At 66.7% G+C, this 24822-nt stretch carries 28 protein-coding genes; 4 read left to right on the top strand and 24 right to left on the bottom strand.

Annotation, left to right across the window (positions count from 1 at the left end; translation table 11 throughout):
• Positions 1 to 69: 69 nt before the first annotated feature.
• The 9 genes from ubiB to rlmE all read right to left on the bottom strand — a co-directional run bounded on the left by ubiB (position 70) and on the right by rlmE (position 9463).
• Entirely contained in the window at positions 70 to 1752 is a 1683-nt protein-coding gene (ubiB, locus tag AC5P60_RS00770; protein ID WP_012479735.1) for a 2-polyprenylphenol 6-hydroxylase, read from the bottom strand.
• Positions 1753 to 1786: 34 nt separating this feature from the next.
• The gene (locus tag AC5P60_RS00775; RefSeq protein ID WP_005409020.1) at positions 1787 to 2281 is read right to left on the bottom strand and encodes a CinA family protein; all 495 of its coding nucleotides are present in this window, start codon (positions 2279 to 2281) and stop codon (positions 1787 to 1789) included.
• A 120-nt stretch (positions 2282 to 2401) separates the two neighbouring features.
• Positions 2402 to 3712, bottom strand: coding sequence for a ribosome rescue GTPase HflX (gene hflX, locus AC5P60_RS00780; protein ID WP_005412934.1), 1311 nt, complete (start codon positions 3710 to 3712; stop codon positions 2402 to 2404).
• 14 nt (positions 3713 to 3726) lie between these two features.
• Entirely contained in the window at positions 3727 to 4002 is a 276-nt protein-coding gene (hfq, locus tag AC5P60_RS00785) for an RNA chaperone Hfq (RefSeq protein WP_004152891.1), read from the bottom strand.
• 96 nt (positions 4003 to 4098) lie between these two features.
• The gene (gene miaA / locus AC5P60_RS00790) at positions 4099 to 5052 is read right to left on the bottom strand and encodes a tRNA (adenosine(37)-N6)-dimethylallyltransferase MiaA (RefSeq protein WP_005412933.1); all 954 of its coding nucleotides are present in this window, start codon (positions 5050 to 5052) and stop codon (positions 4099 to 4101) included.
• The gene (gene folP, locus AC5P60_RS00795) at positions 5052 to 5948 is read right to left on the bottom strand and encodes a dihydropteroate synthase (RefSeq protein ID WP_033834133.1); all 897 of its coding nucleotides are present in this window, start codon (positions 5946 to 5948) and stop codon (positions 5052 to 5054) included. The genes miaA and folP overlap by 1 nt, the downstream gene beginning before the upstream one ends.
• Before the next feature lie 590 nt (positions 5949 to 6538).
• The gene (locus AC5P60_RS00800; RefSeq protein WP_021202558.1) at positions 6539 to 6724 is read right to left on the bottom strand and encodes a hypothetical protein; all 186 of its coding nucleotides are present in this window, start codon (positions 6722 to 6724) and stop codon (positions 6539 to 6541) included.
• 102 nt (positions 6725 to 6826) lie between these two features.
• Positions 6827 to 8761, bottom strand: coding sequence for an ATP-dependent zinc metalloprotease FtsH (ftsH, locus tag AC5P60_RS00805; protein ID WP_005409015.1), 1935 nt, complete (start codon positions 8759 to 8761; stop codon positions 6827 to 6829).
• Between the two features lie 69 nt (positions 8762 to 8830).
• A complete protein-coding gene (gene rlmE / locus AC5P60_RS00810; protein ID WP_005409014.1) occupies positions 8831 to 9463 on the bottom strand; it encodes a 23S rRNA (uridine(2552)-2'-O)-methyltransferase RlmE in 633 nt (210 codons plus the stop codon).
• Positions 9464 to 9528: 65 nt separating this feature from the next.
• Here rlmE and yhbY point away from each other — a divergent pair, with 65 nt between their 5' ends.
• Both yhbY and AC5P60_RS00820 read left to right on the top strand, forming a co-directional pair.
• Positions 9529 to 9834, top strand: coding sequence for a ribosome assembly RNA-binding protein YhbY (gene yhbY, locus AC5P60_RS00815; RefSeq protein ID WP_004152868.1), 306 nt, complete (start codon positions 9529 to 9531; stop codon positions 9832 to 9834).
• Between the two features lie 13 nt (positions 9835 to 9847).
• Positions 9848 to 10222, top strand: a complete 375-nt coding sequence (locus tag AC5P60_RS00820; protein ID WP_005409013.1) for an Mth938-like domain-containing protein — start codon at positions 9848 to 9850, stop codon at positions 10220 to 10222.
• On the opposite strand, the gene AC5P60_RS00825 is transcribed toward AC5P60_RS00820, so the two are convergent.
• From AC5P60_RS00825 to surE, 5 genes are all read right to left on the bottom strand, one after another.
• A complete protein-coding gene (locus AC5P60_RS00825) occupies positions 10206 to 10739 on the bottom strand; it encodes a hypothetical protein (RefSeq protein ID WP_049454833.1) in 534 nt (177 codons plus the stop codon). The genes AC5P60_RS00820 and AC5P60_RS00825 overlap by 17 nt on opposite strands.
• 333 nt (positions 10740 to 11072) lie before the next feature.
• Positions 11073 to 11864, bottom strand: coding sequence for a peptidoglycan DD-metalloendopeptidase family protein (locus AC5P60_RS00830; RefSeq protein ID WP_005412928.1), 792 nt, complete (start codon positions 11862 to 11864; stop codon positions 11073 to 11075).
• Positions 11861 to 12475: a YqaA family protein gene (locus tag AC5P60_RS00835; protein ID WP_005409010.1), complete on the bottom strand. Its 615-nt coding sequence runs from the start codon at positions 12473 to 12475 to the stop codon at positions 11861 to 11863. Before AC5P60_RS00835 ends, AC5P60_RS00830 begins: the two co-directional genes overlap by 4 nt.
• Before the next feature lie 18 nt (positions 12476 to 12493).
• Entirely contained in the window at positions 12494 to 13171 is a 678-nt protein-coding gene (locus AC5P60_RS00840) for a protein-L-isoaspartate(D-aspartate) O-methyltransferase (RefSeq protein ID WP_005409009.1), read from the bottom strand.
• A complete protein-coding gene (gene surE, locus AC5P60_RS00845) occupies positions 13168 to 13947 on the bottom strand; it encodes a 5'/3'-nucleotidase SurE (protein ID WP_010485979.1) in 780 nt (259 codons plus the stop codon). The genes AC5P60_RS00840 and surE overlap by 4 nt, the downstream gene beginning before the upstream one ends.
• A gap of 209 nt (positions 13948 to 14156) precedes the next feature.
• Here surE and AC5P60_RS00850 point away from each other — a divergent pair, with 209 nt between their 5' ends.
• Entirely contained in the window at positions 14157 to 14696 is a 540-nt protein-coding gene (locus tag AC5P60_RS00850; RefSeq protein WP_005409007.1) for a Smr/MutS family protein, read from the top strand.
• 123 nt (positions 14697 to 14819) lie between these two features.
• Here the strand turns inward: AC5P60_RS00850 and truD are convergent, their stop codons facing one another.
• The 10 genes from truD to AC5P60_RS00900 all read right to left on the bottom strand — a co-directional run bounded on the left by truD (position 14820) and on the right by AC5P60_RS00900 (position 22713).
• Positions 14820 to 15851 carry a tRNA pseudouridine(13) synthase TruD gene (gene truD, locus AC5P60_RS00855; RefSeq protein WP_495201661.1) on the bottom strand — a complete coding sequence of 344 codons (1032 nt, stop codon included), beginning with the start codon at positions 15849 to 15851 and terminating at the stop codon, positions 14820 to 14822.
• Positions 15848 to 16345, bottom strand: a complete 498-nt coding sequence (ispF, locus tag AC5P60_RS00860; protein ID WP_005409005.1) for a 2-C-methyl-D-erythritol 2,4-cyclodiphosphate synthase — start codon at positions 16343 to 16345, stop codon at positions 15848 to 15850. The genes truD and ispF overlap by 4 nt, the downstream gene beginning before the upstream one ends.
• A gap of 34 nt (positions 16346 to 16379) precedes the next feature.
• A complete protein-coding gene (gene ispD / locus AC5P60_RS00865; protein ID WP_005409004.1) occupies positions 16380 to 17078 on the bottom strand; it encodes a 2-C-methyl-D-erythritol 4-phosphate cytidylyltransferase in 699 nt (232 codons plus the stop codon).
• On the bottom strand, positions 17075 to 17428 hold the full coding sequence (ftsB, locus tag AC5P60_RS00870; RefSeq protein ID WP_005412924.1) for a cell division protein FtsB: 354 nt from the start codon (positions 17426 to 17428) through the stop codon (positions 17075 to 17077). The genes ispD and ftsB overlap by 4 nt, the downstream gene beginning before the upstream one ends.
• Before the next feature lie 4 nt (positions 17429 to 17432).
• Complete coding sequence (gene eno / locus AC5P60_RS00875; RefSeq protein WP_005409002.1) at positions 17433 to 18725, bottom strand: phosphopyruvate hydratase; 1293 nt, start codon at positions 18723 to 18725, stop codon at positions 17433 to 17435.
• A gap of 96 nt (positions 18726 to 18821) precedes the next feature.
• The gene (locus AC5P60_RS00880; protein ID WP_483692835.1) at positions 18822 to 19151 is read right to left on the bottom strand and encodes a hypothetical protein; all 330 of its coding nucleotides are present in this window, start codon (positions 19149 to 19151) and stop codon (positions 18822 to 18824) included.
• On the bottom strand, positions 19151 to 19498 hold the full coding sequence (locus AC5P60_RS00885; protein ID WP_005412922.1) for a hypothetical protein: 348 nt from the start codon (positions 19496 to 19498) through the stop codon (positions 19151 to 19153). The genes AC5P60_RS00880 and AC5P60_RS00885 overlap by 1 nt, the downstream gene beginning before the upstream one ends.
• Complete coding sequence (gene kdsA, locus AC5P60_RS00890; protein WP_005408999.1) at positions 19495 to 20325, bottom strand: 3-deoxy-8-phosphooctulonate synthase; 831 nt, start codon at positions 20323 to 20325, stop codon at positions 19495 to 19497. Before kdsA ends, AC5P60_RS00885 begins: the two co-directional genes overlap by 4 nt.
• An 89-nt stretch (positions 20326 to 20414) precedes the next feature.
• Positions 20415 to 22079 carry a CTP synthase gene (pyrG, locus tag AC5P60_RS00895; RefSeq protein ID WP_033834124.1) on the bottom strand — a complete coding sequence of 555 codons (1665 nt, stop codon included), beginning with the start codon at positions 22077 to 22079 and terminating at the stop codon, positions 20415 to 20417.
• A 400-nt stretch (positions 22080 to 22479) separates the two neighbouring features.
• Complete coding sequence (locus tag AC5P60_RS00900) at positions 22480 to 22713, bottom strand: hypothetical protein (protein WP_005408997.1); 234 nt, start codon at positions 22711 to 22713, stop codon at positions 22480 to 22482.
• Between the two features lie 172 nt (positions 22714 to 22885).
• Here AC5P60_RS00900 and parE point away from each other — a divergent pair, with 172 nt between their 5' ends.
• On the top strand, positions 22886 to 24775 hold the full coding sequence (parE, locus tag AC5P60_RS00905) for a DNA topoisomerase IV subunit B (RefSeq protein ID WP_005408996.1): 1890 nt from the start codon (positions 22886 to 22888) through the stop codon (positions 24773 to 24775).
• The last annotated feature ends 47 nt before the right edge of the window (positions 24776 to 24822 follow it).

Consider the following 24822-nt stretch of genomic DNA (forward strand, 5'->3'; position numbering starts at 1 on the left):
GCGGTCGGCTCTACAGGAATCGTTGCGCGATTCCGCGGTTCCCGCTGGGAACCGCTGCGGTAAACACACTCACGTGTGTTTACCGCTTCTCCATATCGAGAACAGGATCCACACGCCGCAGAAGCCGGCGCCGATGAAGCCGCAGACGCCCAGCGCCAGCAGCCAGCGGCTGGAGACGCCGCCGACGCTGTGCATCACGATCGAGGAACCGATGATCAGCGCAGCAGTGACGATGCCCATCACCAACCGGTTCGCTGCGCGGTTCACCTGTTCGCCAAAGCCTTGCAGCGCCGTGGTTTCCACCTTCAACTGCAGGCGTCCCCGGCGCGCCGCCTGCACCAGCTTGCGCAGGTCGCGGGGAAGCTCACCGGCGAAGTCGACCAGGCCCAGCAGGCTGCGGCGGCCGCGCTTGAGCAGCGCCTTGGGCGCGTAGCGCTGCAGCACCACCCGCTCCAGGAACGGGCGCGCGGCACTGGCCATGTCGAAATCCGGGTCCAGCTGCCGGCCCATGCCCTCCAGGGTCAGGAACGCCTTGATCATCAGCGCCAGGTCAGCCGGCAGGGTCAGGCTGTAGCTGCGCAGCAGCTGGGTGATGTCGCCCAGCATCAGGCCGATGCGCAGGTCCTTCAGCGGCACGCCACGGTATTGATCTACGAACTGGCTGATGTCGTGCTGCAGCCGGTTCTCGTCCACCTCAACACCGCCGGCCCAGTCCAGCAGCACGTCGGCCACGCCCTGCGGGTCCTGCTCGACCAGCCCGTGCAGCAGCTGAGCCACCTGGAAACGCCGCACTTCCGACAAGGCGCCGACCATGCCGAAATCGATCACGCCGATGCGGCCGTCACGCAGGTAGATGATGTTGCCGGGGTGCGGGTCGGCGTGGAAGCTGCCGTCCTCCAGCACCATCTTCAGCACGATGCCGGCGCCACGCCGTGCCAGCTCGCGCCGGTCCAGGCCCGCCGCATCGACGCCGGCCAGGTCTCGGCCAGGAATGCCGTCGACGAAGTCCTGCACGTTCAGGCTCTCGCAGGTCCACTGCCAGTGCACCTTCGGAATCAGTATGTCGTCACGGCCGCTGAAGTTGCGCGCGATGCGCTCGGCATTGCGGCATTCGGCAGCGAAATCCAGTTCGCGGCGCAGCGACACGGTGAACTGCTGCACGACTTCGGCCGGGCGGTAACGACGCAGGTCCGGCAGTCGCGCTTCAACGATCTCGGCCAGGCGGGCCAGCAGCCGCAGGTCGGCCTCGACCACATCGCGGATGCCGGGGCGCCGCACCTTCAGCACCACCTCGCGACCATCATGCAGGCGCGCGCGATGGGCCTGCGCCAGCGAGGCGGCAGCCATCGGGGTTTCATCGAGGAACGCGAACACCTCTGCAGGCGGTGCGCCAAGGTCGGCCTCAAGCTGCTCACGGATGTCCGCATACGGCAGCGCAGGTACCGCGTTCTGCAGTTCGGACAGCTCAGCGATCCATTCCGGCGGCAGCAGGTCAACGCGCGTCGCCAGCACCTGCCCGAGCTTGACGAAAGTGGGACCGAGATCCTGCATCGCGCTGCGCACGCGCACCGGTGCGGTCATCCGCAGCAGTTCCTGCCGCTCCTCGTTCCAGTGCAGGAGGCGCCCTGCCCGCTCCAATGTGCTGGCCAGGCCGATGCGCCGCACCACGTCGCCGAAGCCATAGCGGATCAGGACGACGGCAATTTCCTGCAGTCGGCCCAGGTCACGGACCGTGCCCAGCGTTTCCCACATCATGCGTGCTCCGGACGATTACCGGAGCAGCATGTCACAGCTGGGCGTCGATACCGCGCAATGCCGCCGCCACGGTTTGCCGGCGGATGGCTTCGCGGTCGCCATCGAACTGGAACAGCTCGGCGCGGGCATAGCCGCCCCGGCGCTTCCAGCCAATCCAGACGCTGCCGACCGGCTTGTCCGGGCTGCCGCCGCCGGGACCGGCGATGCCCGTCACCGCGACGGCGATGCCGGCACCCGAATTGACCAGCGCACCGGACACCATTTCCAGCACGGTTTCGCGGCTGACCGCGCCGAACTGCTCCAGCGTCTGCGCGCGCACACCCAGCAGGCGCTGCTTGGCCTCGTAGCTGTAGACCACCATACCGCAGTCGAAGAACGCCGAGGAACCGGCAATGTCGGTCATGCATTTGGCGATCCAGCCACCACTGCAGCTTTCAGCGGTCACCAGCTGCAGCGAAGCCTGCTGCAGGCGCTGCCCGAGCGCGGCGGACTGGGCGTTGAGGTCGGCGTCGGTGGGAATGGACATCGGCATGACGGTGGGGTGAAGAACCTGCACGTTGTACCGCAGATGACAGGCGGATGTCGCGCCCCTCCAGCACGGTGGTTGCCGGCCAGCGGCCGGCACTACCGGGGATTGGCCGCTACCTCACCACTCCGGCAGCTTCTCCGGCAGCAGCGCCCGGATCGGCGCGCCGTCGGCACTGGCGGCCAGCTTTTCGGCTTCGGCGATCGGCAGGTCGACCTGCAGCAGCCAGCCGTCTTCATCGGCCTGCTCGCTGCGGATCACTTCCAGCTGGTGCAGGCGCGCGCGCAGGCGGCCGGCATCGGGTGGCAGGCGCAGTTCGCCGGTCACGTGCTGCAGGCCCAGGCGCTTGCCCAGCACCGCCTGCAGCAGCTCCAGGCCCTGCCCGTCGCGTGCGGAAATCCACACCCGCTCGCGGCGCGATTCGTCCGGGATGCCATCCTGGCCGTCGTGGCGGACGTCGGCACCGTCGATGCGGTCGATCTTGTTGAACACCAGCAGCTGCGGCAGGTCGCCGGCACCGACCGCGGTCAGCACCTCGTCGACCTGGGCGATGCGCTCCTCGCGATGCGGATCGGCGGCGTCGACCACGTGCAGCAGGAAATCGGCCTCGCGCGCTTCGGACAGGGTCGAACGGAACGCGGCGACCAGGTCATGTGGCAGGTCGCGGACGAAACCGACGGTGTCGGCCAGCACCACGTTGCCCCCCGGCACGGCAATGCGGCGCACGGTTGGGTCCAGCGTCGCGAACAGCTGGTCGGCGGCATAAGCCTCGGCGCCGGTCATGGCGTTGAACAGGGTCGACTTGCCGGCGTTGGTGTAGCCCACCAGGGCCACGCGCGGCAGTTCGCTGCGCACGCGTGCACGGCGCATCTGGGTGCGCTGCACTTCCACCTTTTCCAGGCGTTTCTGCAGCTGTTCGACCCGCTTCTGCAGCAGGCGGCGGTCGGTTTCCAGCTGAGTTTCACCCGGGCCACGCAGGCCGATCGAACCACCGCGCTGGCGCTCCAGATGGGTCCAGCCGCGCACCAGCCGCGTGGCCAGGTGACGCAGCTGCGCCAGTTCGACCTGCAGCTTGCCTTCGTGGCTGTGTGCACGCTGGGCGAAGATGTCCAGGATCAGGCCGGTACGGTCGATCACCCGGCGCTCGAGGAAACGTTCCAGGTTGCGTTCCTGGCCCGGGCTCAACGCATGGTTGACCAGGATCAGGTCGGCACCGCTGGCATCTGCCGCAGCCTTGATCTCGTCCAGCTTGCCGCTGCCGATCAGGGTCGACGGATTCGGTCGGTCCAGGCGCGCAGTGATCGTCGCGGCGATGCTGGCCCCAGCCGAGCGGGCCAGATCACCGAATTCTTCCAGCACATCGTCTTCCAGCTTGCCGAAATGGGGCTGGATCAACAGGGCGTGTTCACCCTTTTTCGAGCGGTCAAACATTCACCGCTCCGGTCTTACTCGTCTGCTTCATCACCTGCCTGACCACCTTCACCCGACTGCACGTAACCACCGCCCGGGCCAACCTTCACGTTGCGTGCCGGAACGACCGTGGAAATGGCATGCTTGTAGACCATCTGACTGACCGTGTTGCGCAGCAGGACCACGAACTGGTCGAACGACTCGATCGTGCCCTGCAGCTTGATGCCGTTGACCAGGTACACCGAAACCGGCACGCGCTCGCGCCGAAGTGCGTTCAAGAAAGGATCCTGCAGCGATTGCCCCTTGGACATTGCACACTCCTGATTATTGTTCTTATTGGGTTGCCGACGGTTGCCACGGCCCCCGAGCCGCCCGCCGACCGATGATGTTACACGGCTGGCGGGGGTTCAGCGTGCGACGAAGGTCGACACCGCGCCGGCGAGGCGCTCCCCATCGACATGGGGGTCGAACCAGCGCGCATCAAGCTCGCCGCGCAGCCAGGTCAGCTGGCGCTTGGCCAGCTGCCGGGTGGCGAAGATCGCCTTGTCACGGAAACGGGCAGCATCACCCTCCCCGTCCAGGTATTCCCAGGCCTGGCGATAGCCAACCGCGCGCACCGCCGGCAGGTCCAGCGGCGCCGTCACGGCGGCCATTTCCGGCATTGCACGCAGTGCCCGCACCTCGTCCAGGAAGCCCTGCGCCAACATGGCGTCGAAGCGCGCCTCGATGCGCTGGTGCAGTACCGCGCGGTCACGCGGGGCGAGGATCAGCTTGAGGGTGCGCACCGGCAATGGCGCGACGCCGGGCCGGCGCTGCCATTCACTGATCGGCGTGCCGGTGAGGCGATAGACCTCCAACGCCCGCTGGATGCGTTGCGGGTCGGTGGCATGGATACGTGCGGCTGCGGCTGGATCGACCATGGCCAGTTCTGCGTGCAGTGCCGCCCAGCCCCGCTCGGCCGCCTCGGTGCTGAGTGCTTCGCGCATCACCGGGTCGGCCTCCGGCATCGGCGACAGGCCCTGCAGCAGGGCCCGGAAGTACAGCCCCGTGCCACCTGCCAGGATCGGCGTTTTGCCGCGTGCCACGATGTCGGCCACGACGCGGCCGGCATCGGCGGCGAACTCGGCCGCCGAATAGGTCTGCCACGGATCGCGCAGGTCCAGCAGATGGTGCGGCGCCTGCGCCCGCTCGGCCGCATCCGGCTTGGCCGAGCCGATATCCAGATGCCGGTAGACCAGCGCCGAATCGACGCTGACGATCTCGCCATCCAGCTGCTTCGCCAGGGCGATCGCGGTGGCGGTCTTGCCACTGGCGGTCGGCCCCATCACGGCGATCGCCAGTGGCCGCCGGTCGATGCCCATCAGTCTACGTCCGGCCAGCGGATCGTCGGCGTGGCGTCGGCGCGCGGCGTTGGCACGGCCTCGACTGCCTGCCAGATCTTCAGCGCATCGATGGTGGCGGCCACGTCATGCACGCGCACGATGCGTGCGCCGCGCTGCACCGCGATCAGGTGCGCGGCCACCGAGGCGGCCACGCGCTCGGACGGCGTGTCGCGACCGGTCAGTTCGCCCAGGCTGCGCTTGCGCGACAGGCCAGCCAGCATCGGCAGGCCCAGCTCCAGGAACCGCTCGGAGCGTGCCAGCAGGGTCATGTTGTGGGCAGTGGTTTTGCCGAAACCGAAACCGAGATCGATCAGCAGGTTCTTCTTCGCAATGCCCGCCATCTCGGCAGCGAACAGGCGCTGGACCAGGAAGCCGTGCACCTCGGCGACCACGTCGTCGTAATGTGGATCGGCCTGCATGTGGCCTGGCTCGCCCTGCATGTGCATCAGCACCACCGGCACGCCGGTTGCAGCGGCGGCGTCCAGCGCCCCTTCCTGACGCAGGCCGTAGATGTCATTGATCATGCCGGCGCCAGCCGCCACCGCCGCGCGCATCACTTCCGGCTTGAAGGTGTCGATGCTGATCGGCACCCGGGTGCGTGCGGCCAGCTGCTCGATCACCGGAATCACCCGGCGCAGTTCCTCCTCCACCGATACCGGCGCAGCGCCCGGCCGGGTCGATTCGCCGCCGATGTCCAGCAGGTCCGCGCCCTCCTCGACCAGCTTCAGGCCATGGGCGACCGCAGCCTCGGTGGTGTCGTGCGCGCCGCCATCGGAGAACGAGTCCGGGGTGACGTTGACGATGCCCATGACCTGGGCACGATCGAGGCGCAGGATGCGGCCGGCGCAATCGAGCTGGGGCGAGGTATCGAACATGGGCAATCCTGCAGGGACAACGGCGGGTAGTTTAGTTCGGCAGGGCGGCGCCCTGCACCCGCAGAGGCAACGGCCAAAGCTAATGCGGCTCTGGATTGCTGATGGTCTGGCGGGACGGTGTGGGGCTGCAGGACACGCCGTAAACCCGTCCTTGGGGGCTCGATGGCGCCATCCATGGCGCCAACGGTCCTGCAGCCCCACACCGCCCCACCTCCGACAGATTCCCGGTGACGGTTGGATGGGGACCGGTAGATCCACGCCATGCGTGGATGCTCTTCGTTCAATTCTCGAGATACTCGAGTTCGATGGAGATTCATCCACGCATGGCGTGGATCTACGTGTCGACCAAGGTCGACACCTACCAACAGCAGCAGGAATCTGTCAGAGGTGGGGCGGTGTCGGAGTGCGGGGTGTCAGCCGCATGGATGCGGCTGCCAAGCTTACAGGGACGTACTTGCAGCGCCCCCGCCCTCCGACACCGCCCCGCCATCCTACGGAAAGCCCGCTGTTGCTGTTGCTGTTGCTGTTGAGGTTGCCGGCCAGCGGCCGGCACTACCACGGGTGCAGGGCGAAGCCCTCCCGACACCCCCTCAACGGCGGCGGCGCTTGCGGTCCACGTACAGGGTCCTGGCAATGCTCAGCACGATGCCGACTCCGATACCCACCACGCAGCCCAGCAGCAGGTTGTCGGCCCCCAGGCCCACACCCACGCCGACCACGGTGGCGATCACCATTTCGGCAGTGTGGGAAATCGGTTCGGGCTTCGGGGCGGACATGCGGGCTCCAGCGTCAGATCGGTTCTTCGGGATGGGCCAGTGGCCCGGAAACGACGAAGCCGGGTTGCCCCGGCCTCGTCTGGTGTCACCTGCAGCGGGCCGTCAGTGCGATTCGGCCGGGCCTGCGATCGGCGGCAGCGGACGGGCGTCGCCGCCCTTGTCGTTGCCGCCATCCTTGTTCGACTTGCTCCAGCCCGCCGGCGGCGGCGGATCGCGGCCTTCCATGATCGCGTCGATCTGCGGCGCGTCGATGGTCTCGTACTGCAGCAGCAGCTGCGACATCGCGTGCAGCTTGTCGATGTTCTCGGTCAGCAGCTGGGTCGTGCGGGCGTAGGCCTTGTCGAGGATGTTGCGCACTTCCTCGTCGATCCGGCGCGCCGTGTCGTTGGACACGCTCTTGTGCTGGGTGACCGAACGGCCCAGGAACACCTCGTCGTCCTCTTCGCCATAGGCGATCGGGCCGAGCTGCTCGGACAGGCCCCACTTGGTGACCATGTTGCGGGCCATCTTTGTGGCACGCTCGATGTCGTTGGAGGCGCCGGTGGTGACCTTGTCCTCGCCGAAGATCAGTTCTTCAGCGACGCGGCCGCCGTACAGCGAGCACAGCTGCGACTGGATCGCCACGCGGTTCATCGAGTACTTGTCGCCTTCCGGCAGGTACATGGTCACACCCAGCGCACGGCCGCGCGGAATGATGGTCACCTTGTAGACCGGGTCGTGCTCGGGCACCAGGCGGCCGACGATGGCGTGGCCGGCCTCGTGGTACGCGGTCAGGGTCTTCTCGTCCTCGCTCATGGCCATCGAGCGGCGCTCGGCACCCATCAGGATCTTGTCGCGGGCACGGTCGAAGTGGTCCATGCGGACTTCCTTCTCGTTGCCACGCGCGGCAAACAGGGCCGCCTCGTTGCAGAGGTTGGCCAGGTCCGCACCGGAGAAGCCCGGGGTACCACGCGCGATCACCATCGGCTCGACGTCGTCAGCCAACGGCAGCTTGCGCATGTGGACCTTGAGGATGTGCTCGCGGCCCTTCACGTCCGGCAGGCCGACCACGACCTGGCGGTCGAAACGGCCCGGGCGCAGCAGCGCCGGGTCCAGCACGTCCGGACGGTTGGTCGCAGCGATCACGATCACGCCTTCGCCGCCTTCAAAACCGTCCATCTCGACCAGCAGCTGGTTCAGGGTCTGCTCGCGCTCGTCGTGACCGCCGCCCAGGCCGGCGCCACGGTGGCGGCCGACGGCGTCGATTTCGTCGATGAAGATGATGCACGGCGCGTGCTTCTTGGCCTGCTCGAACATGTCACGCACGCGGCTGGCGCCGACGCCGACGAACATTTCCACGAAGTCCGAACCGGAGATCGAGAAGAACGGCACCTTGGCTTCGCCGGCGATGGCCTTGGCCAGCAGCGTCTTGCCGGTACCCGGCGGGCCCACCATCAGCACGCCGCGCGGAATCTTGCCACCCAGCTTGGTGAACTTGGACGGGTCGCGCAGGAAGTCGACCAGTTCGCCCACTTCTTCCTTGGCCTCGTCACAGCCGGCGACGTCGGCGAAGGTGACCTTGATCTGGTCTTCGCCCTGCAGCTTGGCGCGCGACTTGCCGAAGGACATCGCGCCCTTGGCACCGCCGCCACCGCCCTGCATCTGGCGCATGATGAACAACCAGAAGCCGATGATCAGGATGACCGGAAGGAAATTCATCAGGATCGCGCCGAGGGAAATGCCGCTGGACGGCTCCTCCTGCACGATCTCCACGTTCTTGGTACGCAGCACGTTGATCAGGTCACGATCGAACGGCGCGGTGATGGTGGACGACTGCCCACCGCGGGTGGTGTAGGTCAGCTGGCTGGTACCGCCGCGCATGTCGCCGCCAAAGGCGACCTTCTGCACGTTGCCGCTGTCCACCTGGTCCAGGAACTGCGAGTAAGACGCGCCCTGCGCGCCGGCGCCGGAGGACTTCGGCGAGAAGCTCTGGAAGACCACCATCAGCACGACGGCGACGACCACCCATAGCAGGAGGTTCTTGGTCAAGTCGTTCATCCTCATTGGCTCCGGTGTTCCTCTCAGTGCTGGCGTTGCGTTGGGGTCGAACTTGCGTACGTTGCGAGCTTACTTCATGTGGGCGCGTTTTCCCTGACCCAAGGCATACACCTCGGGAGAGCGCTTGCGCGAAGCTTCCGGCTTGCGGATGGAGACCTTGTCGTACCGGCGACGCATGTCGCGCACGTAGTCGTCAAAGCCTTCACCCTGGAACAGCTTGATCAGGAACGCCCCACCGGTCTTCAGGTGGTTGTCGGCAAAATCCAGGGCCAGCTCCGCCAGGTGCATCATCCGCGGCTGGTCGACCGCGCCTACACCACTCTTATTGGGGGCCATGTCCGACAGCACAAGGTCTACCGGCTGATCCCCGAGCATGGCTTCAAACTGCGATAGAACGGCTTCTTCCCTGAAGTCACCATGAAGGAACTCCACGCCGGCCAGCGGCGGCATGTCCAGGATGTCCAGCGCCAGCACGCGACCGGTGTCGCCGATCTGTCTCCGCACCTGCTGAGACCAGCCGCCCGGGGCGGCACCGAGGTCGACCACCACCATGTGCGGCTTCAGCAACCGGTCACGTTCCAGCAGCTCTTCGAGCTTGTAGGCGGCGCGCGAGCGCATGCCTTCGGCCTGGGCCTTCTTCACGAAGGGGTCGGAGAAGTGTTCCTTGAGCCAGCGCTGGCTGCTTTTGCTGCGGGTAGCCATTGAAAATAGGGGCTGATGGGGTCCTCATGATACCCTGATCGCCCCATTCAACCGTGTTTTCCTGCATGTCCATCGCCCTGACCGCCTCCCAGACCCGTTTCCTGCGCGGCCAAGCCCACGACCTGAAGGCCCTGCTGCAGACCGGCGGCAAGGGTGTGACCCCGGCCTTCATCGCTGAGCTGAACGAAGTGCTGGAGCGCCACGAGCTGGTCAAGGTGAAGGTCGCTGCTGAAGACCGCGACGCCCGTGACGTGATGATCGGCGAGATCGTCGAAGCCACCGAAAGCGCGCTGGTGCAGCGCATCGGCCACGTCGCCGTGCTGTACCGCCCGAGCAAGGAACAGCGCCAGATCGTGCTGCCGCGCGGCTGATCGCCCTACTGCCATGCAGCTGAACCACGAACCGCCGGATTACGCCTATAGCCTCCGTGCCGCCGATGGCCGCTCGGCCAAGGTGAATGACCAGGCGCTGGGCAGCAGTTTCTTCCTGACCCCGGACCAGCTGGTCACGCAATGGCCGGTGGTGAGCGCCACTGCGCTGCAGGTGGCTGACCTGGAGCCGATCCTGGCGCTGAATCCGGCGCTGATCGTGCTCGGCACGGGTGACCGTCAGGTGTTCCCGCCGGCGGTGGTGATGGCCGCCTGCCTGTCACGCGGCATCGGCCTGGAAGTGATGAACAATCCAGCCGCCGCGCGCACCTTCAACATCCTGGCGGGCGAAGGCCGCAAGGTCGCCGCCGCCTTCATTCTGGAAGGCTGAGGTCGAGTCGCCGGGTGGCTCCCGGCCAGCTGCGCGAAGGTGTGCAGCGGAATGCCGAGAACGCCTTGAGCCGGCCAATCAGGTTGCCGCCCTGCCCCCAGCGGATATCCATGACCTTCCAGTCCCGGTCCTGCCGCTGCAGCAGGACCCGGTCGGTCCAGCGGTAGTCGCCCACGGCCATGTCGACATGGATCCAGGTGGCGTCACCGCTCGATCCGGGCATTCCCACGGATATCGTTTCCGGTCGATCCGGCGCCAGCAGATACGGGCTCTGGTCCAGCATGTGCGGCTTTTCATCGGGCGCCGCCAGTGCGGTGCAGGCCTGTTCATATGCACGCTGCGCAGCGATGGCTGAGCGGAGGGCCGCACCCAGCAGCGGGGAAATGGCCGTTTCGTTCGACGTCGGTGCCTGGATGGCGTCGTAGAGACGGGTGACCACGTCACGTGGATCGCTGCTGGCGGCGGCCGCCAATGGCGCGACGATGAGCAGCACGAAAAGGGCTGTTGGGCGAGACATGCGGCACCGGATTGAGGGGGCCGTTGAAGCATGCCGCTTCCCTGGCTTGCCGGGAAGCTTGAGATGCGCCACTCATGGTCGCAAATGGCCACCCACGGCAGCCAGCGTACAGCGAGTCGAGCATGGCTCGACGCTACAGGTCGGGAACGCCGAGCATTGCCCGGCGCCACCCGATCCCACGGCCTCAACGCGCCGGCAGGTACTGCTGCGGGTCGACCGGATTGCCGTTACAGCGGGTGAGCCGAGGGCGTTTGCGGCCCATGGGCCGCACCGTCGGCGAACGCCCGGCGCGCTGCGCCGGGCCGGGGATCCGCCCAGATGGCGAATCGACGATCAGCGTGCCGGCAGGTACTGCTGCGGGTCCACCGGCTTGCCGTTATAGCGGATCTCGAAGTGGACCATGTCGCGGTTCGCACCGGTGCGGCCCATCTCGGCGATCTGCTCACCGGCCTTCACGCTCTGTCCTTCATTCACCAGGCGCTTGCGGTTGTGGCCATAGGCCGACAGCCACTGGTCGCTGTGCTTGATGATGATCAGCTCGCCGTAGCCAACCAGGCCGGCGCCGGAGTACACCACCACACCGTTGGCGGTGGCCTTGACCGGCTGGCCGCTGGTACCGGCGATGTCCACGCCCTGCTTGGTCGCGTCACCGGCCACGTAGCGGCCGACGATCGCGCCATCGGCCGGCCAGCGCCAAGCGATGTTGCTCTTCACCGGACCCACCGGCGCCGGGGCCGGGACCGATGTGGTGCTGCCGCCGCTGCTGCCACCCGAGCGCGGCGGGGTGACCACCGTGGTCGGCGCGCGGCCGCCGCTGGCACCGGCCGGATACAGTCGGATCACCTGCCCCGGATGGATGGTCGAAGGGTTGTCCAGGCTGTTCCAGGCAATCAGGTCGGCCGGGGTGATGTCATGGATGCGGGCCAGCGCATAGATGGTATCGCCCTTGCGCACCACCACGGTCTGCCCGGGCTTGGGCACCGAGGTCTTCGGCGTGGTCACACCACCGCCGGTGCTGCCACCACCAGGACGAACCACGGTGGCGGTGCCGCAGGCGGCCAAGGTGGAAACCAGCAACGCCAGCGCGCCGATGCGCACTCCCTTGCTCAGACGATCAGGATTCATGCGAACTTCGACCTCCATACAAGCCAGGCGATCAGCACCACCACCAACGCGGTGGCGATCCAGCCCAGCGGTTCAATCCAGCGACGCAGTGCCGCTTCAGCACGCGCACCACCGATACGGATGACCGCAGCCAGCACGAACACGCGCTTGCCGCGACCGATCAGCATGCTCAACAGGTACTGCGGCATCGGCACGCCGACGATACCCGATGCCCACGTGAAGACCTTCATCGGGATGGGCATGAAGCCGCCCAGCACCAGGAAGGTGAACACCGCCCACGGCGACTCGGCCATCTTGGCCTGCACGGTGGTGATGCCCTGCTCGATGGCCGGCAGCATGCCCAGTGCTTCGAACAACGGCTTGATCGCTTCGAAGGCATAATGACCCAATGCATAGCCAATCAGCGCGCCGACCATCGAGCCGGCCAGGCTGAGGGTGGCGAACCACCAGCCGCGTTTCGGCTGGGCCACGCACATCGGCGCCAGCATCACTTCCGGCATCACCGGAAAGATGATCGCCTCGAAGAAGCTCAACACCGTCAGGTAGGTCGGCGCGCGTTCGTGCGCCGCCCACTTCATCGCCCGCTCGTACAGCGGCCCGAAAATCTTCATGCAACCCTGCTCCGTGGATTAGTCGAGCATGCCGGACAGCAGCGGCACGAAGGTGACCGGCGCCAGCACGCGTTGTTCGATGCTGCCGTCAGCCCTGCGGTCCAGCTGCACCAGCGACTGCCCACCCGGCCCGCCGACCGGCGCCACCAGGCGGCCGCCCTCGGCCAGCTGCCCGACCAGTTCATCGACCAGTGCAGGCGCCGCGGCGGTGACGACGATGGCATCGAACGGGCCGTGCTCGGCCCAGCCGGCGCGGCCATCATCATGCTTGGTGCGGATATTCATGCCCAGCGCACGGAAGCGCTTGCGCGCCTGTCGCAGCAGGTCGCCGATGCGTTCGACGGTGTAGATCTCCAGGCCCAGCGCGCCGAGCACGGCGGCCTGGTAGCCGGAGCCGGTACCGACTTCCAGCACTTTCTTTGGCGAGACCTGCAGCACGGCTTCGGTCATGCGCGCCACCACCCACGGCTGCGAGATGGTCTGGCCGTGGCCGATCGGCAGGGCGGTGTCTTCATATGCGCGTGACGCCAGCGCTTCGTCGATGAACAGATGACGTGGCACCACCCGGATCGCATTCAAGGTCGACTCGTCGACGATGCCAGCCTCGCGCAGGCGATCGACCAGACGGTCGCGCACGCGCTGCGAGGTCATGCCGATGCCGACGGCTTCCGGTTGCAGGCGCAGGCGTGGGCTCATGCCGGCTGGTCCAGCGCGGCGCTGAGGCCGCCGACCCAGCTGGCCACTTTCTCCAGTGCCTGGTAGCGGGTCAGGTCGACCTGGATCGGGGTGATCGAGATATGCCCGGTGCGCACCGCGTGGAAGTCGGTGCCGGGGCCGGAGTCCTGCTCACGACCGGCCGGGCCGATCCAGTACACCTCGTTGCCGCGTGGGTCCTTCTGCGCGATGCAGCCTTCTGCACGATGGCGGTTGCCCAGGCGGGTGACCTCGAAGCCCTTGACCTCGCTCCACGGCAGGTCCGGCACGTTGACGTTGAGGATGGTGTCAGCCGGCAACGGATCGGCCTTGAGCCGGGCGACGATCTCCACCGCAGCGCGCGCGGCGGTCTCGAAGTGTTTCGGATCGTGGTTGCGGGTGACCAGCGAGACCGCCACCGCCGGCAGGCCGAGGAAGCGACCTTCCATCGCCGCCGAGACGGTGCCGGAATAGATCACGTCATCGCCGAGGTTGGCGGCGTTGTTGATGCCGGACACGACAATGTCGGGTTCGAACTCGAGCAGCCCGGTCAGCGCCAGGTGCACGCAGTCGGTCGGGGTACCGGCCACCGAGACGGTGTAATGGTCGATGCGCTTGAGGCGGATCGGCAGGTCCAGGGTCAGCGAATTGCTGGCGCCGGAGCGATCGCGGTCGGGCGCGACCACCGTGACTTCGTGACCGGCCTCACGCAGCACCGAAGCAAGCATCCGGATGCCTGCGGCGTCGACGCCATCGTCGTTACTGACCAGGATTCGCATCTTCGATTTAACCGCTTGATTTTCCAAGAATTCGATTCCATCACCGTGCAGTGTGGGCGGGACCGTCGTACTCCCCTGCGGAAGCCGTCGACCCTGCAAGGGCATCGTCTATTGTGCCGCATGCGAGCCGCCGGTCCTACCCTGCCGGCGGTCATGACCGACATCGAACCGTCATAGGCAGACCTGCGCCAGCGGTTTACCCTGTGCGCATGTCGCACCCTGAAGACGAAGATCCGGCCGCGTTGTTCCGCGCGGCCATCGGCGAAGTGACGCCGCTGCGCAAGGATGCCGAGCCGGCACCGGCTGCGCCCCGGCCGAAGCCGCGCGCGCGCATGGCCGAACGTGACGAGGCCGAAGCCGCCGGCGAGTTCGCCCGGCTGCTGCGCGACAGCACGCCACTGGAAGCCGGCGACGTGGCCAGCTATCGCCGCGACAACCTGCCACCTCGCCTGTTCCAGCGCCTCAAGCGTGGCCAGTATTCGGTGCAGGACGAACTGGACCTGCATGGCGCCACCGCCGCGCAGGCCGAGACGCTGCTGCGCCAGTTCCTGCTGGAAGCGCATGCACACGAGTATGGCTGCGTGCGCATCATCCACGGCAAGGGATTGCAGTCCGACGGCGGTGCACCGGTACTGAAGAACCTGGTCGACCGCCTGCTGCGGCTGCGCAACGACGTACTGGCATTCCATTCGGCGCCGACCGGGCAAGGCGGCACCGGCGCGGTGCTGGTGCTGCTGGCGCGGCGCTGAAAAAAGGGGACGCCATGAGTCCAGGTAGAGTCGACTGTCAGTCGACTGCTCTTCCAGCGGCAAGCGAATACCCCGCGCTGCGCGCGCAAGTCGACTGACAGTCGACTCTACCGCGCGCCCTGCTCAGGCCTGCGAGGCGTCTTCGACCGGGCCGAGCTCGTGCAGTACGGCGGTGGCGTAGCAGCCCGGCGGCAGCGCGAACCATAGCTCCAGCACGTCGTCGGCCAGCCACTGGTGCTGCAGCAGCGCCGGACGCAGGCGCAGCGCGCGGCGCTCCTGCTTCAGGCGCGCGTCTTCCAGCCCGGCCCGCAGTGCCTTCGATTCCTCGTCGTCGAGTGCGGCCAGCTCCAGCTCGCGTGCCACTTCGGTGCTGCGCAGCTCCCCTTCGCCCCACAGCGGTGCGCTGGGATGGATGTCGAACCGCGCGAGGCGCTCGGCCAGCACGTCGGTGTACGGCTCCGGGCCGAACACGCTGCGGCTGCCGTCCAGCATCCACACCTCGCCGTCCAGTGGCTGATCCCAGTTGCCCTGCTCCACGCGCGCCGCCAGCACGCGGTTGAACAGCGCCGATCGGGCGGCAGACAGCAGCAGTGAACGCTGGTCCTTGCGCATGCGGCGGCCACCGAACATCGCCAGTGCCGCCGGCACGTTGCCGCCGTCACGGCCAAAGCGCTGCTCGCCAAACCAGTTCGGCAGGCCGCGCCCGGCAATCTGCTGCAGGCGTTCGCTGATCGCTGCGGCATCGCCCCGCACCTCGCGCAGCACCAGCTTGAAGCGGTTGCCGGCCAGTGCGCCACGCTGCAGCTTGCGGTTGTGCCAGGTCGCTTCGAGCACTTCGATCTCGTCACTGGCCAGCTCGGCCAGGTCCGGCGCAATGCGCTTGGGCAGGTGCACGCTGAAACGCTGGGTGGTGACCGCGTGGCGGTCTTTCATGCCGGCGTAACTCACCGCCATTTCCGGCAGGCCCGCCCACTTGGCCAGCACCTTGGCCACATGCACGGTGTTGGCACCGCGCTTTCGGATGTGCAGCAACAGGTGCTCGCCTTCGCCGGTGGCCTCGAAGGCCGGCAGCTCGTCAACCTGGAAATCGTCTGGCGTGGTGCGGATGCGCGCCGTCAACAACGGCGCACCAAATGCCAACGGCAGCGGAATCATGCCGCCACCAGCAACACGACCGCCTGTGCGGCAATGCCTTCACCACGGCCGGTGAAGCCCAGTTTTTCCGAGGTGGTGGCCTTGACGCTGACTGCATCCAGCGGCAACTGCAGCAGGCCGCCGATGCGCTCACGCATCGCCAGCGCATGCGGGCCAACCTTCGGCCGCTCGCAGATCACGGTGATGTCGGTGTTGCCGACGCGCCAGCCGCGCTCGCGCAGCAGGCTGTCGCAATGACGCACGAAGTCGCTGCTGTCGGCGCCCTTCCAGCGGTCGTCACTGGGTGGGAAATGCTGGCCGATGTCGCCCAGCGCCAGCGCACCGAGCATCGCATCGCACAAGGCGTGCAGGATCACGTCGCCATCGCTGTGCGCAAGCACGCCACAGCTGTGTGGAACGTTCACGCCGCCAAGCATGATGTGATCGCCTTCGCCGAAGGCATGGACGTCGTAGCCCTGGCCGATGCGGACGGGCGGGAACGGTGCGGTGCTCATGGATGCAACCCTTGCAGCAGGGCCACGCGGACGGTCAGCCGGCGCGGCGGGAAAGTACGAATTCGAACCGGTCCAGATCGGCCGGGGTGGTGACCTTGAAGTTGTCCTCGCTACCTTCCACCAGCAGCGGGCGCTGGCCCTGGCGCTCCATGGCCATCGCCTCGTCGGTGACTTCAACACCGGCGGCAGCGGCGTCGGACAGCGCGCGGCTGAGCTGGTGGCGGCGGAACAGCTGCGGGGTCAGTGCACGCCAGAGGCGCTCACGCGGCTCGGTGCCATCAATGCCACCGTCGTCGCCTGCACGCTTGAGCGTGTCACGTACCGGTGCGGCCAGGATCGCCCCCACCGGGTCGGTACGACCGACTTCAAGCAGGCGGCCGAGATCGGCCGGCGACAGGTTCGGCCGCGCGGCATCGTGGACCAGTACGAACTCATCAGCGCGCACCGTCTCCGGCAGCGCCTGCAGGCCAGCCAGCACCGAAGCGGCACGGGTCGCGCCACCGATGCAGGTCAGCACCGGCTTGCCCGCCCACTCGTTCCAGCCGGGCCAGTCGGCGTCGTCCTGGCCGATCACCACCATCGCCCCGGCCACGGCCGGGTGCGCCAGCAGGGCGTCCAGGGTATGGGCAAGCAGGATCTGTCCCCCTGCCTGCAGGTATTGCTTCGGCAACGGCGCGCCGAAGCGGGTGCCACGGCCCGCAGCCGGAACCACGACCCAGATGGCCGCACTCATGGCACGTCCGCCGGGTGGTCGCCAACCTGCGCACTGACACCTGCCGCAGGCTGCGCCGGATGGACCGGCGCATCCTCGACCACACGATAGAACTTCTCGCCGGGCTTGATCATGCCCAGCTCGCTGCGTGCGCGCTCCTCGATGGCGGACTGACCTTCCTTGAGGTCCTTCACTTCGGCAGCGAGCGCGTCGTTGCGCTGCTGCAGACCCTCATTGTCCCGCTCCTGGTTGGCGACCTGGGCTTCGAGCATCATCACTTCGCCCGAATTGCCCGGACCGAACCAGAAGCGGTACTGCAGCCAGCCCAGCAGCAGGGCCAGCACCAGCAGCATCCAGCGCCAGTCGCGCATCGGCTCAGCGCTTCAGCGAAACGAACGCGTCACGACCGGCGTAACGCGCGCCGGCGCCGAGGGCTTCCTCGATGCGCAGCAGCTGGTTGTACTTGGCCACGCGATCGCTGCGGCACAGCGAACCGGTCTTGATCTGGGTGGCGGTGGTAGCCACTGCGATGTCGGCGATGGTGGTGTCTTCGGTTTCGCCCGAACGGTGCGAGACCACAGCGGCATAACCGGCGCGGTCGGCCATGGCGATCGCTTCCAGGGTTTCGCTCAGGGTGCCGATCTGGTTGACCTTGATCAGGATCGCGTTGGCGGTGCCCGAGTCGATGCCTTCCTGGAAGATCTTCGGGTTGGTCACGAACAGGTCGTCACCGACCAGCTGCACCTTCTTGCCGATGCGATCGGTCAGCAGCTTCCAGCCGGCCCAGTCGTTCTCGGCCAGGCCGTCTTCGATCGTGATGATCGGGTACTGCGCGGCCCAGTCGGCGAGGAAGTCGACGAACTGCTCGGAGGTCAGGCGCTTGTTCTCGCCGACCAGGTTGTACTTGCCGTTCTCGAAGAATTCGCTGGAGGCGACGTCCAGGCCCAGCAGCACGTCTTCACCGGCGGTGTAGCCGGCCTTGCCGATCGCTTCAAGGATGGTGTCCAGCGCTTCGACGTTGCTGCGGAAGTCCGGAGCAAAGCCGCCTTCGTCGCCGACCGCCGTGCTCAGGCCGTGGCCCTTCAGCACCGACTTCAGCGAATGGAAGATTTCGGTACCGGCACGCAGCGCTTCGGAGAACGAGGTGAAGCCGACCGGCAGCACCATGAATTCCTGGAAGTCGACGTTGTTGTCGGCGTGCGCGCCGCCGTTGATGATGTTCATCATCGGCACCGGCAGCGACGGGGTCACGCCGGTCCTGGCGGCCAGGTACTGCCACAGCGCCTGCTTGTTCGATGCGGCGGCGGCGTGCGCAGCGGCCATCGAAACACCCAGCAGTGCGTTGGCGCCCAGGCGGCCCTTGTTCTCGGTGCCGTCGAGGTCGATCAGGCGACGGTCGAGGCCGGCCTGGTCGGTGGCTTCAAAACCCTTCAGCGCGGCGGCAATCGTGGTGTTGACGTTGTCGACGGCCTTGCGCACGCCCTTGCCCAGGTAACGGGTCTTGTCGCCGTCACGCAGCTCGACCGCTTCCTTGGTGCCGGTCGAGGCGCCGGAGGGAACCGCGGCACGACCGAACGAACCGTCCTCCAGGATGACTTCGGCTTCCAGCGTGGGGTTGCCACGACTGTCGAGGATTTCACGGGCGTGGATGCTGCGGATCGTGCTCATGGTCGGACCGGTTACCTGTCTGGAGAGGGGGAGACAAAACGAATGCCGCGTGATTATCCCCGGCTGCCCGCCACTTGCCAAATGGCGTGGGCGGCTTCAGCCCCAGCTGGACCCGATCACGATCAGGACCATCGACACCAGCATCACCAGCAATGCACCAGCAAGCGCCGCCAGGTTGGGGCCACGCCGCCGTCGCCAGGCCAGCACCATCGCCACCAGGCTGCCCAGGAAGGACAGCACCATCGTGACCAGTGCGCCCAGCAACCACCATTGCGTGGCCTGCACGCCGTTGTTCCCGTCCCCCGGCGGCCGGAAACCGGCGGTGAAGGCCAGTACGCCCACCACCAGGGCGATCCAGGTCAACACGGACAGCCCCAGGGCGATCAGGCCCCAGGGCCAGCCTCGCGCCGATGTGGTCGCATTCATCAAAGCACTCCGTAGAACAGGGCGCCGAGCCACAGCGAGAGCAGGATGATCGCCAGGCCAGCGGCCACCTTGCCGCGATTCAGCCTCCAGGCCTGCACAGCAGCAGCGACGCATCCCACTGCACCGAGCAGCTCTGCCACCAGCAGCGCAATGAAGTACGCGCGCAGATCGAGTGCGCTGCTGCCATCACCCGGCGGCCGCACGGACGCGGCACCGATCAGCACCAGACCGAACATGCCCACAGTGAACAGCACGGCCAGGCCCAGTGCGATCAGGCCCCACGGCCACTGTTTCCAATGCCGGCGGCGGCGCTGGGTTTCCAGCGCCAGCCACGGGTCACGACTCACGCGAAGCGCGAGAAGCCGTGCTTCTTGGTCACTGCGTCGAGTTCCATCAAGGTCTCAAGCAGTGCTTCCATCTGGTCCAGCGGCCACGCATTGGGGCCATCGGACAGCGCCTTGGACGGATCCGGATGGGTCTCGGCGAACAAGCCGGAGATGCCCACCGCCACGGCGGCACGCGCCAGCACCGGCACGTGCTCGCGCTGGCCACCGGAACTGGTGCCCTGCCCGCCCGGCAGCTGCACCGAATGGGTGGCGTCGAACACCACCGGGCAACCGGTGTCGCGCATCACCGCCAGCGAACGCATGTCGCTGACCAGGTTGTTGTAGCCGAAGCTGGCACCACGTTCGCAGACCATGATCTGCTCGTTGCCGGTGGCCTTGGCCTTCTCCACGACCGGCTTCATGTCCCACGGCGCCAGGAACTGGCCCTTCTTGATGTTGACCGGCTTGCCGGCCGAGCACACCTTGCGGATGAAGTCGGTCTGGCGGACCAGGAACGCCGGGGTCTGCAGCACGTCCACCACCGAGGCCACTTCGTCCATCGGGGTGTATTCGTGGACGTCGGTCAGCACCGGCACGCCGATCTGCTTCCTGACCTCGGCCAGGACCTTCAGGCCCTCTTCCATGCCCGGGCCACGGAACGCGGTGCCCGAAGTACGGTTGGCCTTGTCGAAGCTGGACTTGAAGATGAAGTTGACGCCGAGCTTGTCGGTGACTTCCTTCAACTTGCCGGCGGTATCGAGCTGCAGCTGCATCGACTCGATCACGCAGGGGCCGGCGATCAGGAACAGGGGCTGGTCCAGCCCGACCTCGAATCCACACAGTTTCATGGCGTTTCCTTGTTGTCCGCAGCACCGGTCGGGCCGGTGCGCTGGGGGTTGAAGCATGCAGGATGGGGGCCGAAGCCCCCATTCACAAGTCAGGCGCGCGCTTCGGAAAGCAGCTTGCCGCCGGCCTTGCGCTCGCGTGCGGCGCGGATGAAACCGATGAACAGCGGATGGCCGTCACGCGGCGTGGACAGGAATTCCGGGTGCGCCTGGCAGGCCAGGAACCACGGGTGCGCGTCGCGCGGCAGTTCGACCACTTCCACCAGGGTGTCGTCCATCGACTTGCCGGCGATCACCAGGCCGGCATCTTCCAGCTGGGTGCGGTAACGGTTGTTGAACTCGTAACGGTGGCGGTGACGCTCGGCGACGACGTCCTTGCCATACAGCTCGCGGGCCAGCGTGCCCGGCTTCAGGCGCTGTTCCTGCAGGCCCAGGCGCATGGTGCCGCCGAGGTCGCTCTTGTCGTCGCGCTTTTCCACGTCACCGGTCGCGGTGCGCCATTCGGTGATCAGGCCGATCACCGGGTTCGGCGACTGGCGGTCGTTCTCGGTGCTGTTGGCACCTTCCAGGCCGACCACGTTGCGCGCGTAGTCGACCACGGCCGCCTGCATGCCGTAGCAGATGCCGAAGTACGGCACCTGCTGCTCGCGGGCGAACTTCGAGGACAACACCTTGCCTTCGAAACCACGGTCACCGAAACCACCCGGCACCAGGATGCCGTCGACATCGGCCAGTGCGGCCATGTCGGTGCCTTCCAGGTCCTGTGCTTCCAGCCACTTCAGGTTGACCTTGGTGCGCTGGCGCAGGCCACCGTGTTTGAGGGCTTCGCCAACCGACTTGTAGGCATCCTGGTGATCGACGTACTTGCCAACCACGGCGATGGTCACTTCGTCCAGCGGATGCAGGGTCGCGTCGACCGCGTCTTCCCACATCGACAGGTCGACCGGGCCGGCCTTGTCGGCCAGCTTCAGCTGGTTGACCACGATCTCGTCCAGGCCCTGCGCGTGCAGGCCCGACGGAATGCGGTACAGCACGTCCACGTCCGGCACGCTGATCACCGCGCGTTCGGAGACATTGGTGAACTGGGCGATCTTGCGGCGCTCCGAATCCGGCACCGCCTGCTCGGAGCGGCACAGCAGCACGTCCGGCTGGATGCCGATCGAGCGCAGCTCCTTCACCGAATGCTGGGTCGGCTTGGTCTTCAGCTCGCCGGCGGCGCCGATGTACGGCACCAGGGTAAGGTGCATGAACAGCGCCTTCTCCGGGCCACGCTCGGTGCGCACCTGGCGGATCGCTTCCAGGAACGGCAGCGACTCGATGTCGCCGACAGTACCGCCGATCTCGACCAGCGCCACGTCGTAGCCTTCGGTGGCTTCATCGATGCAGCGGCGGATCTCGTCGGTGATGTGCGGAATGACCTGCACCGTCGCGCCCAGGTAGTCGCCACGGCGCTCCTTGCGGATCACGTTCTCGTAGATGCGGCCGGTGGTGACCGAGTTCTTGCGGCTCAGGCGGGTGCGCACGAAGCGCTCGTAGTGGCCCAGGTCGAGGTCGGTCTCGGCGCCGTCGTCGGTGACGTAGACCTCACCGTGCTGGAACGGGCTCATGGTGCCCGGGTCGACGTTGATGTACGGGTCGAGCTTCATCATCGTGACCTTCAGGCCACGGGCTTCGAGAATGGCGGCCAGTGACGCAGCGGCAATGCCTTTGCCGAGCGAGGACACCACGCCGCCGGTTACGAAAATCAAGGGAGTCATGGCTGCAAGCATCCTGTCTGGAAATGGAAAACGGCAGCACCACGCGCACCCGGAGGGCGGGCATGGAGCTTGAAGGGGGTTTTCCGGTTCGCTGGGGCAGCGAGGGAGGTGCTGGGCCGTGCGGCGGCAGGCGCCGGACGGGGACCACCCTGCGAGGTCGGGGCGGCCGTGCCGGTCAAATCGACCGTCACCTGCGACCCGCATTGCTGGCGACCACGCATGGCCGTGCCAGCCCATTCGCAAAGGGTGGACACGCACTTACTCCCGGAAAGCCATAGTTTACAGATTGATGGCCGCCAACCCAAGGGGCAGTTGCGGCCATCACCCAAAAGAAACGCCCCGCTGGGCGGGGCGTCGGGGGGCGAATCCCTTGCGGCAAGGGCTTCGGAGGGCGGAAGAACTACTTCTTCTTCCGCGCCTCTTCTTCCTCTTCCTGCTGCGGGGCCGGCTGGCCCTGCGCCTTCATTTCGGCATTGGCCTGGGCGCGGCGCTTGGCCTTGGCATCGGCTTCGGCCTGCGCCTTGTCGGCCTGGCCACCCTGCTGCGGGGCCGGCTGGCCGGCGTTCTGCGCCACCACCAGCGGCACTGCAACGGCGGCAGCGGCCAGGATCGCAATGGTCAGCAACTTCTTCATGAGGTCCTCCTCGCGGTATGGCTTGGATGTTTCGACCCAACGGGGGTCGCCGGCATTCAGATTCCAGCGGCTGCCATTTTACCCCCTCTGCGTCGCCGAGACTGAACCGCAGGCGTGCAAAATCCCGTGCCAGACCCCACACTTGCCCGTCGCTCCAAGCTTTCGAAGACAGATGAACGCCCGCTATAACGCCGCCGATATTGAAGTCCTGTCCGGCCTTGACCCGGTCAAGCGCCGTCCCGGCATGTATACCGACACCGCGCGCCCGAACCACCTGGCGCAGGAAGTGATCGACAACTCGGTGGACGAGGCCCTCGCCGGCCACGCCCGCTCGATCGAGATCACCCTGTACAAGGACGGCAGCGTGGAGGTCAGCGATGACGGCCGCGGCATGCCGGTGGACATCCACCCGGAAGAGAAGATCCCGGGTGTCGAGCTGATCCTCACCCGCCTGCATGCGGGCGGCAAGTTCAGCAACAACAACTACACCTTCTCCGGCGGTCTGCATGGCGTCGGCGTCAGCGTGGTCAATGCGCTGTCGACCCTGGTGGAAGTGCACATCAAGCGCGAAGGTGCCGAGCACCGCATCACCTTCCGCAACGGCGACCGCGCCACGCCGCTGGAAGTGGTCGGTAGTGTCGGCAAGAAGAACACCGGCACCCGCGTGCGCTTCTGGCCTGACCCGAAATACTTCGACACGCCCAAGTTCGCGGTGCGCGCGCTGAAGCACCTGCTGCGTGCCAAGGCCGTGCTGTGCCCGGGGCTGACGGTCAAGCTGACCGATGAGGCCACCGGTGAAGTCGACACCTGGTACTACGAAGACGGCCTGCGCGATTACCTGAAGCTGGAACTGGGCGAACGCGAATCGCTGCCGGCCGACCTGTTCGTCGGCAACCTGAAGAAGGACACCGAGGTGGTGGACTGGGCCGTGGCCTGGCTGCCGGAAGGCGAGCTGGTGCAGGAAAGCTACGTCAACCTGATTCCCACCGCCCAGCACGGCACCCACGTCAACGGCCTGCGTACCGGCCTGACCGAGGCGCTGCGCGAGTTCTGCGACTTCCGCAACCTGCTGCCGCGCGGCGTCAAGCTGGCCCCCGAAGACGTGTGGGACCGCGTGTCGTTCGTGCTGTCGCTGAAGATGACCGACCCGCAGTTCAGTGGCCAGACCAAGGAACGCCTGTCCTCGCGCCAGGCCGCCGGCTTCGTTGAAGGCGCCGCCCACGATGCCTTCAGCCTGCTGTTGAACCAGAACGTCGAGCTGGGCGAGAAAATCGCGCAGATCGCCATCGAGCGCGCCAGCGCACGCCTGAAGACCGAGAAGCTGGTCGTCCGCAAGAAGGTCACCCAGGGCCCGGCCCTGCCCGGCAAGCTGGCCGACTGCATCAGCCAGGACCTGTCGCGCACCGAGCTGTTCCTGGTGGAAGGTGACTCGGCAGGGGGCAGCGCCAAGCAGGCCCGCGACAAGGACTTCCAGGCCATCATGCCGTTGCGCGGCAAGATCCTGAACACCTGGGAAGTCTCGTCCAACAGCGTGCTGGCCTCGGAGGAAGTACACAACCTGGCCATCGCCATCGGCTGCGACCCCGGCAAGGACGACATCAGCGGCCTGCGTTACGGCAAGGTCATCATCCTGGCCGACGCGGACTCCGACGGCCTGCACATCGCAACGCTGCTGACCGCACTGTTCCTGAAGCACTTCCCGGCGCTGGTCGATGCCGGCCACGTGTTCGTGGCGATGCCGCCGCTGTTCCGCATCGACGTGGGCAAGCAGGTGTTCTACGCCCTGGACGAGGAAGAAAAGCGCTCGATGCTGGACAAGATCGAACGCGAGAAGATCAAGGGCGCGATCAACGTGACCCGCTTCAAGGGCCTGGGCGAGATGAATCCGCCGCAGCTGCGCGAATCGACCATCCACCCGGATACGCGCCGCCTGGTGCAGCTGACCGTGGACGATCGCGAGCAGACGAGCTCGCTGATGGACATGCTGCTGGCCAAGAAGCGCGCCTCCGACCGCAAGGGCTGGCTGGAGAGCAAGGGCGACCTGGCGTCGCTGGAAGTCTGATCCCGGCACGGGGTCGGATCCCTTTGTGGCAAAGGGCTCTGACCCGG

This window comes from Stenotrophomonas sp. YJH_SMC_120, assembly GCF_059368675.1.

Coding starts and splice junctions, on each gene's coding strand:
- surE (WP_010485979.1), bottom strand. CDS start 13,947: ATGCGAATCCTGGTCAGTAACGACGATGGCGTCGACGCCGCAGGCATC.
- ubiB (WP_012479735.1), bottom strand. CDS start 1,752: ATGTGGGAAACGCTGGGCACGGTCCGTGACCTGGGCCGACTGCAGGAA.
- ispD (WP_005409004.1), bottom strand. CDS start 17,078: ATGAGTGCGGCCATCTGGGTCGTGGTTCCGGCTGCGGGCCGTGGCACC.
- eno (WP_005409002.1), bottom strand. CDS start 18,725: ATGAGCACGATCCGCAGCATCCACGCCCGTGAAATCCTCGACAGTCGT.
- rlmE (WP_005409014.1), bottom strand. CDS start 9,463: ATGGCTACCCGCAGCAAAAGCAGCCAGCGCTGGCTCAAGGAACACTTC.
- AC5P60_RS00830 (WP_005412928.1), bottom strand. CDS start 11,864: ATGAATCCTGATCGTCTGAGCAAGGGAGTGCGCATCGGCGCGCTGGCG.
- AC5P60_RS00850 (WP_005409007.1), top strand. CDS start 14,157: ATGTCGCACCCTGAAGACGAAGATCCGGCCGCGTTGTTCCGCGCGGCC.
- ftsB (WP_005412924.1), bottom strand. CDS start 17,428: ATGCGCGACTGGCGCTGGATGCTGCTGGTGCTGGCCCTGCTGCTGGGC.
- ispF (WP_005409005.1), bottom strand. CDS start 16,345: ATGAGCACCGCACCGTTCCCGCCCGTCCGCATCGGCCAGGGCTACGAC.
- AC5P60_RS00800 (WP_021202558.1), bottom strand. CDS start 6,724: ATGTCCGCCCCGAAGCCCGAACCGATTTCCCACACTGCCGAAATGGTG.
- ftsH (WP_005409015.1), bottom strand. CDS start 8,761: ATGAACGACTTGACCAAGAACCTCCTGCTATGGGTGGTCGTCGCCGTC.
- truD (WP_495201661.1), bottom strand. CDS start 15,851: ATGATTCCGCTGCCGTTGGCATTTGGTGCGCCGTTGTTGACGGCGCGC.
- folP (WP_033834133.1), bottom strand. CDS start 5,948: ATGTTCGATACCTCGCCCCAGCTCGATTGCGCCGGCCGCATCCTGCGC.
- AC5P60_RS00835 (WP_005409010.1), bottom strand. CDS start 12,475: ATGAAGATTTTCGGGCCGCTGTACGAGCGGGCGATGAAGTGGGCGGCG.
- parE (WP_005408996.1), top strand. CDS start 22,886: ATGAACGCCCGCTATAACGCCGCCGATATTGAAGTCCTGTCCGGCCTT.
- AC5P60_RS00840 (WP_005409009.1), bottom strand. CDS start 13,171: ATGAGCCCACGCCTGCGCCTGCAACCGGAAGCCGTCGGCATCGGCATG.
- hfq (WP_004152891.1), bottom strand. CDS start 4,002: ATGTCCAAGGGGCAATCGCTGCAGGATCCTTTCTTGAACGCACTTCGG.
- hflX (WP_005412934.1), bottom strand. CDS start 3,712: ATGTTTGACCGCTCGAAAAAGGGTGAACACGCCCTGTTGATCCAGCCC.
- AC5P60_RS00880 (WP_483692835.1), bottom strand. CDS start 19,151: ATGAATGCGACCACATCGGCGCGAGGCTGGCCCTGGGGCCTGATCGCC.
- AC5P60_RS00900 (WP_005408997.1), bottom strand. CDS start 22,713: ATGAAGAAGTTGCTGACCATTGCGATCCTGGCCGCTGCCGCCGTTGCA.
- AC5P60_RS00825 (WP_049454833.1), bottom strand. CDS start 10,739: ATGTCTCGCCCAACAGCCCTTTTCGTGCTGCTCATCGTCGCGCCATTG.
- kdsA (WP_005408999.1), bottom strand. CDS start 20,325: ATGAAACTGTGTGGATTCGAGGTCGGGCTGGACCAGCCCCTGTTCCTG.
- AC5P60_RS00820 (WP_005409013.1), top strand. CDS start 9,848: ATGCAGCTGAACCACGAACCGCCGGATTACGCCTATAGCCTCCGTGCC.
- miaA (WP_005412933.1), bottom strand. CDS start 5,052: ATGGGCATCGACCGGCGGCCACTGGCGATCGCCGTGATGGGGCCGACC.
- AC5P60_RS00775 (WP_005409020.1), bottom strand. CDS start 2,281: ATGTCCATTCCCACCGACGCCGACCTCAACGCCCAGTCCGCCGCGCTC.
- yhbY (WP_004152868.1), top strand. CDS start 9,529: ATGTCCATCGCCCTGACCGCCTCCCAGACCCGTTTCCTGCGCGGCCAA.
- pyrG (WP_033834124.1), bottom strand. CDS start 22,079: ATGACTCCCTTGATTTTCGTAACCGGCGGCGTGGTGTCCTCGCTCGGC.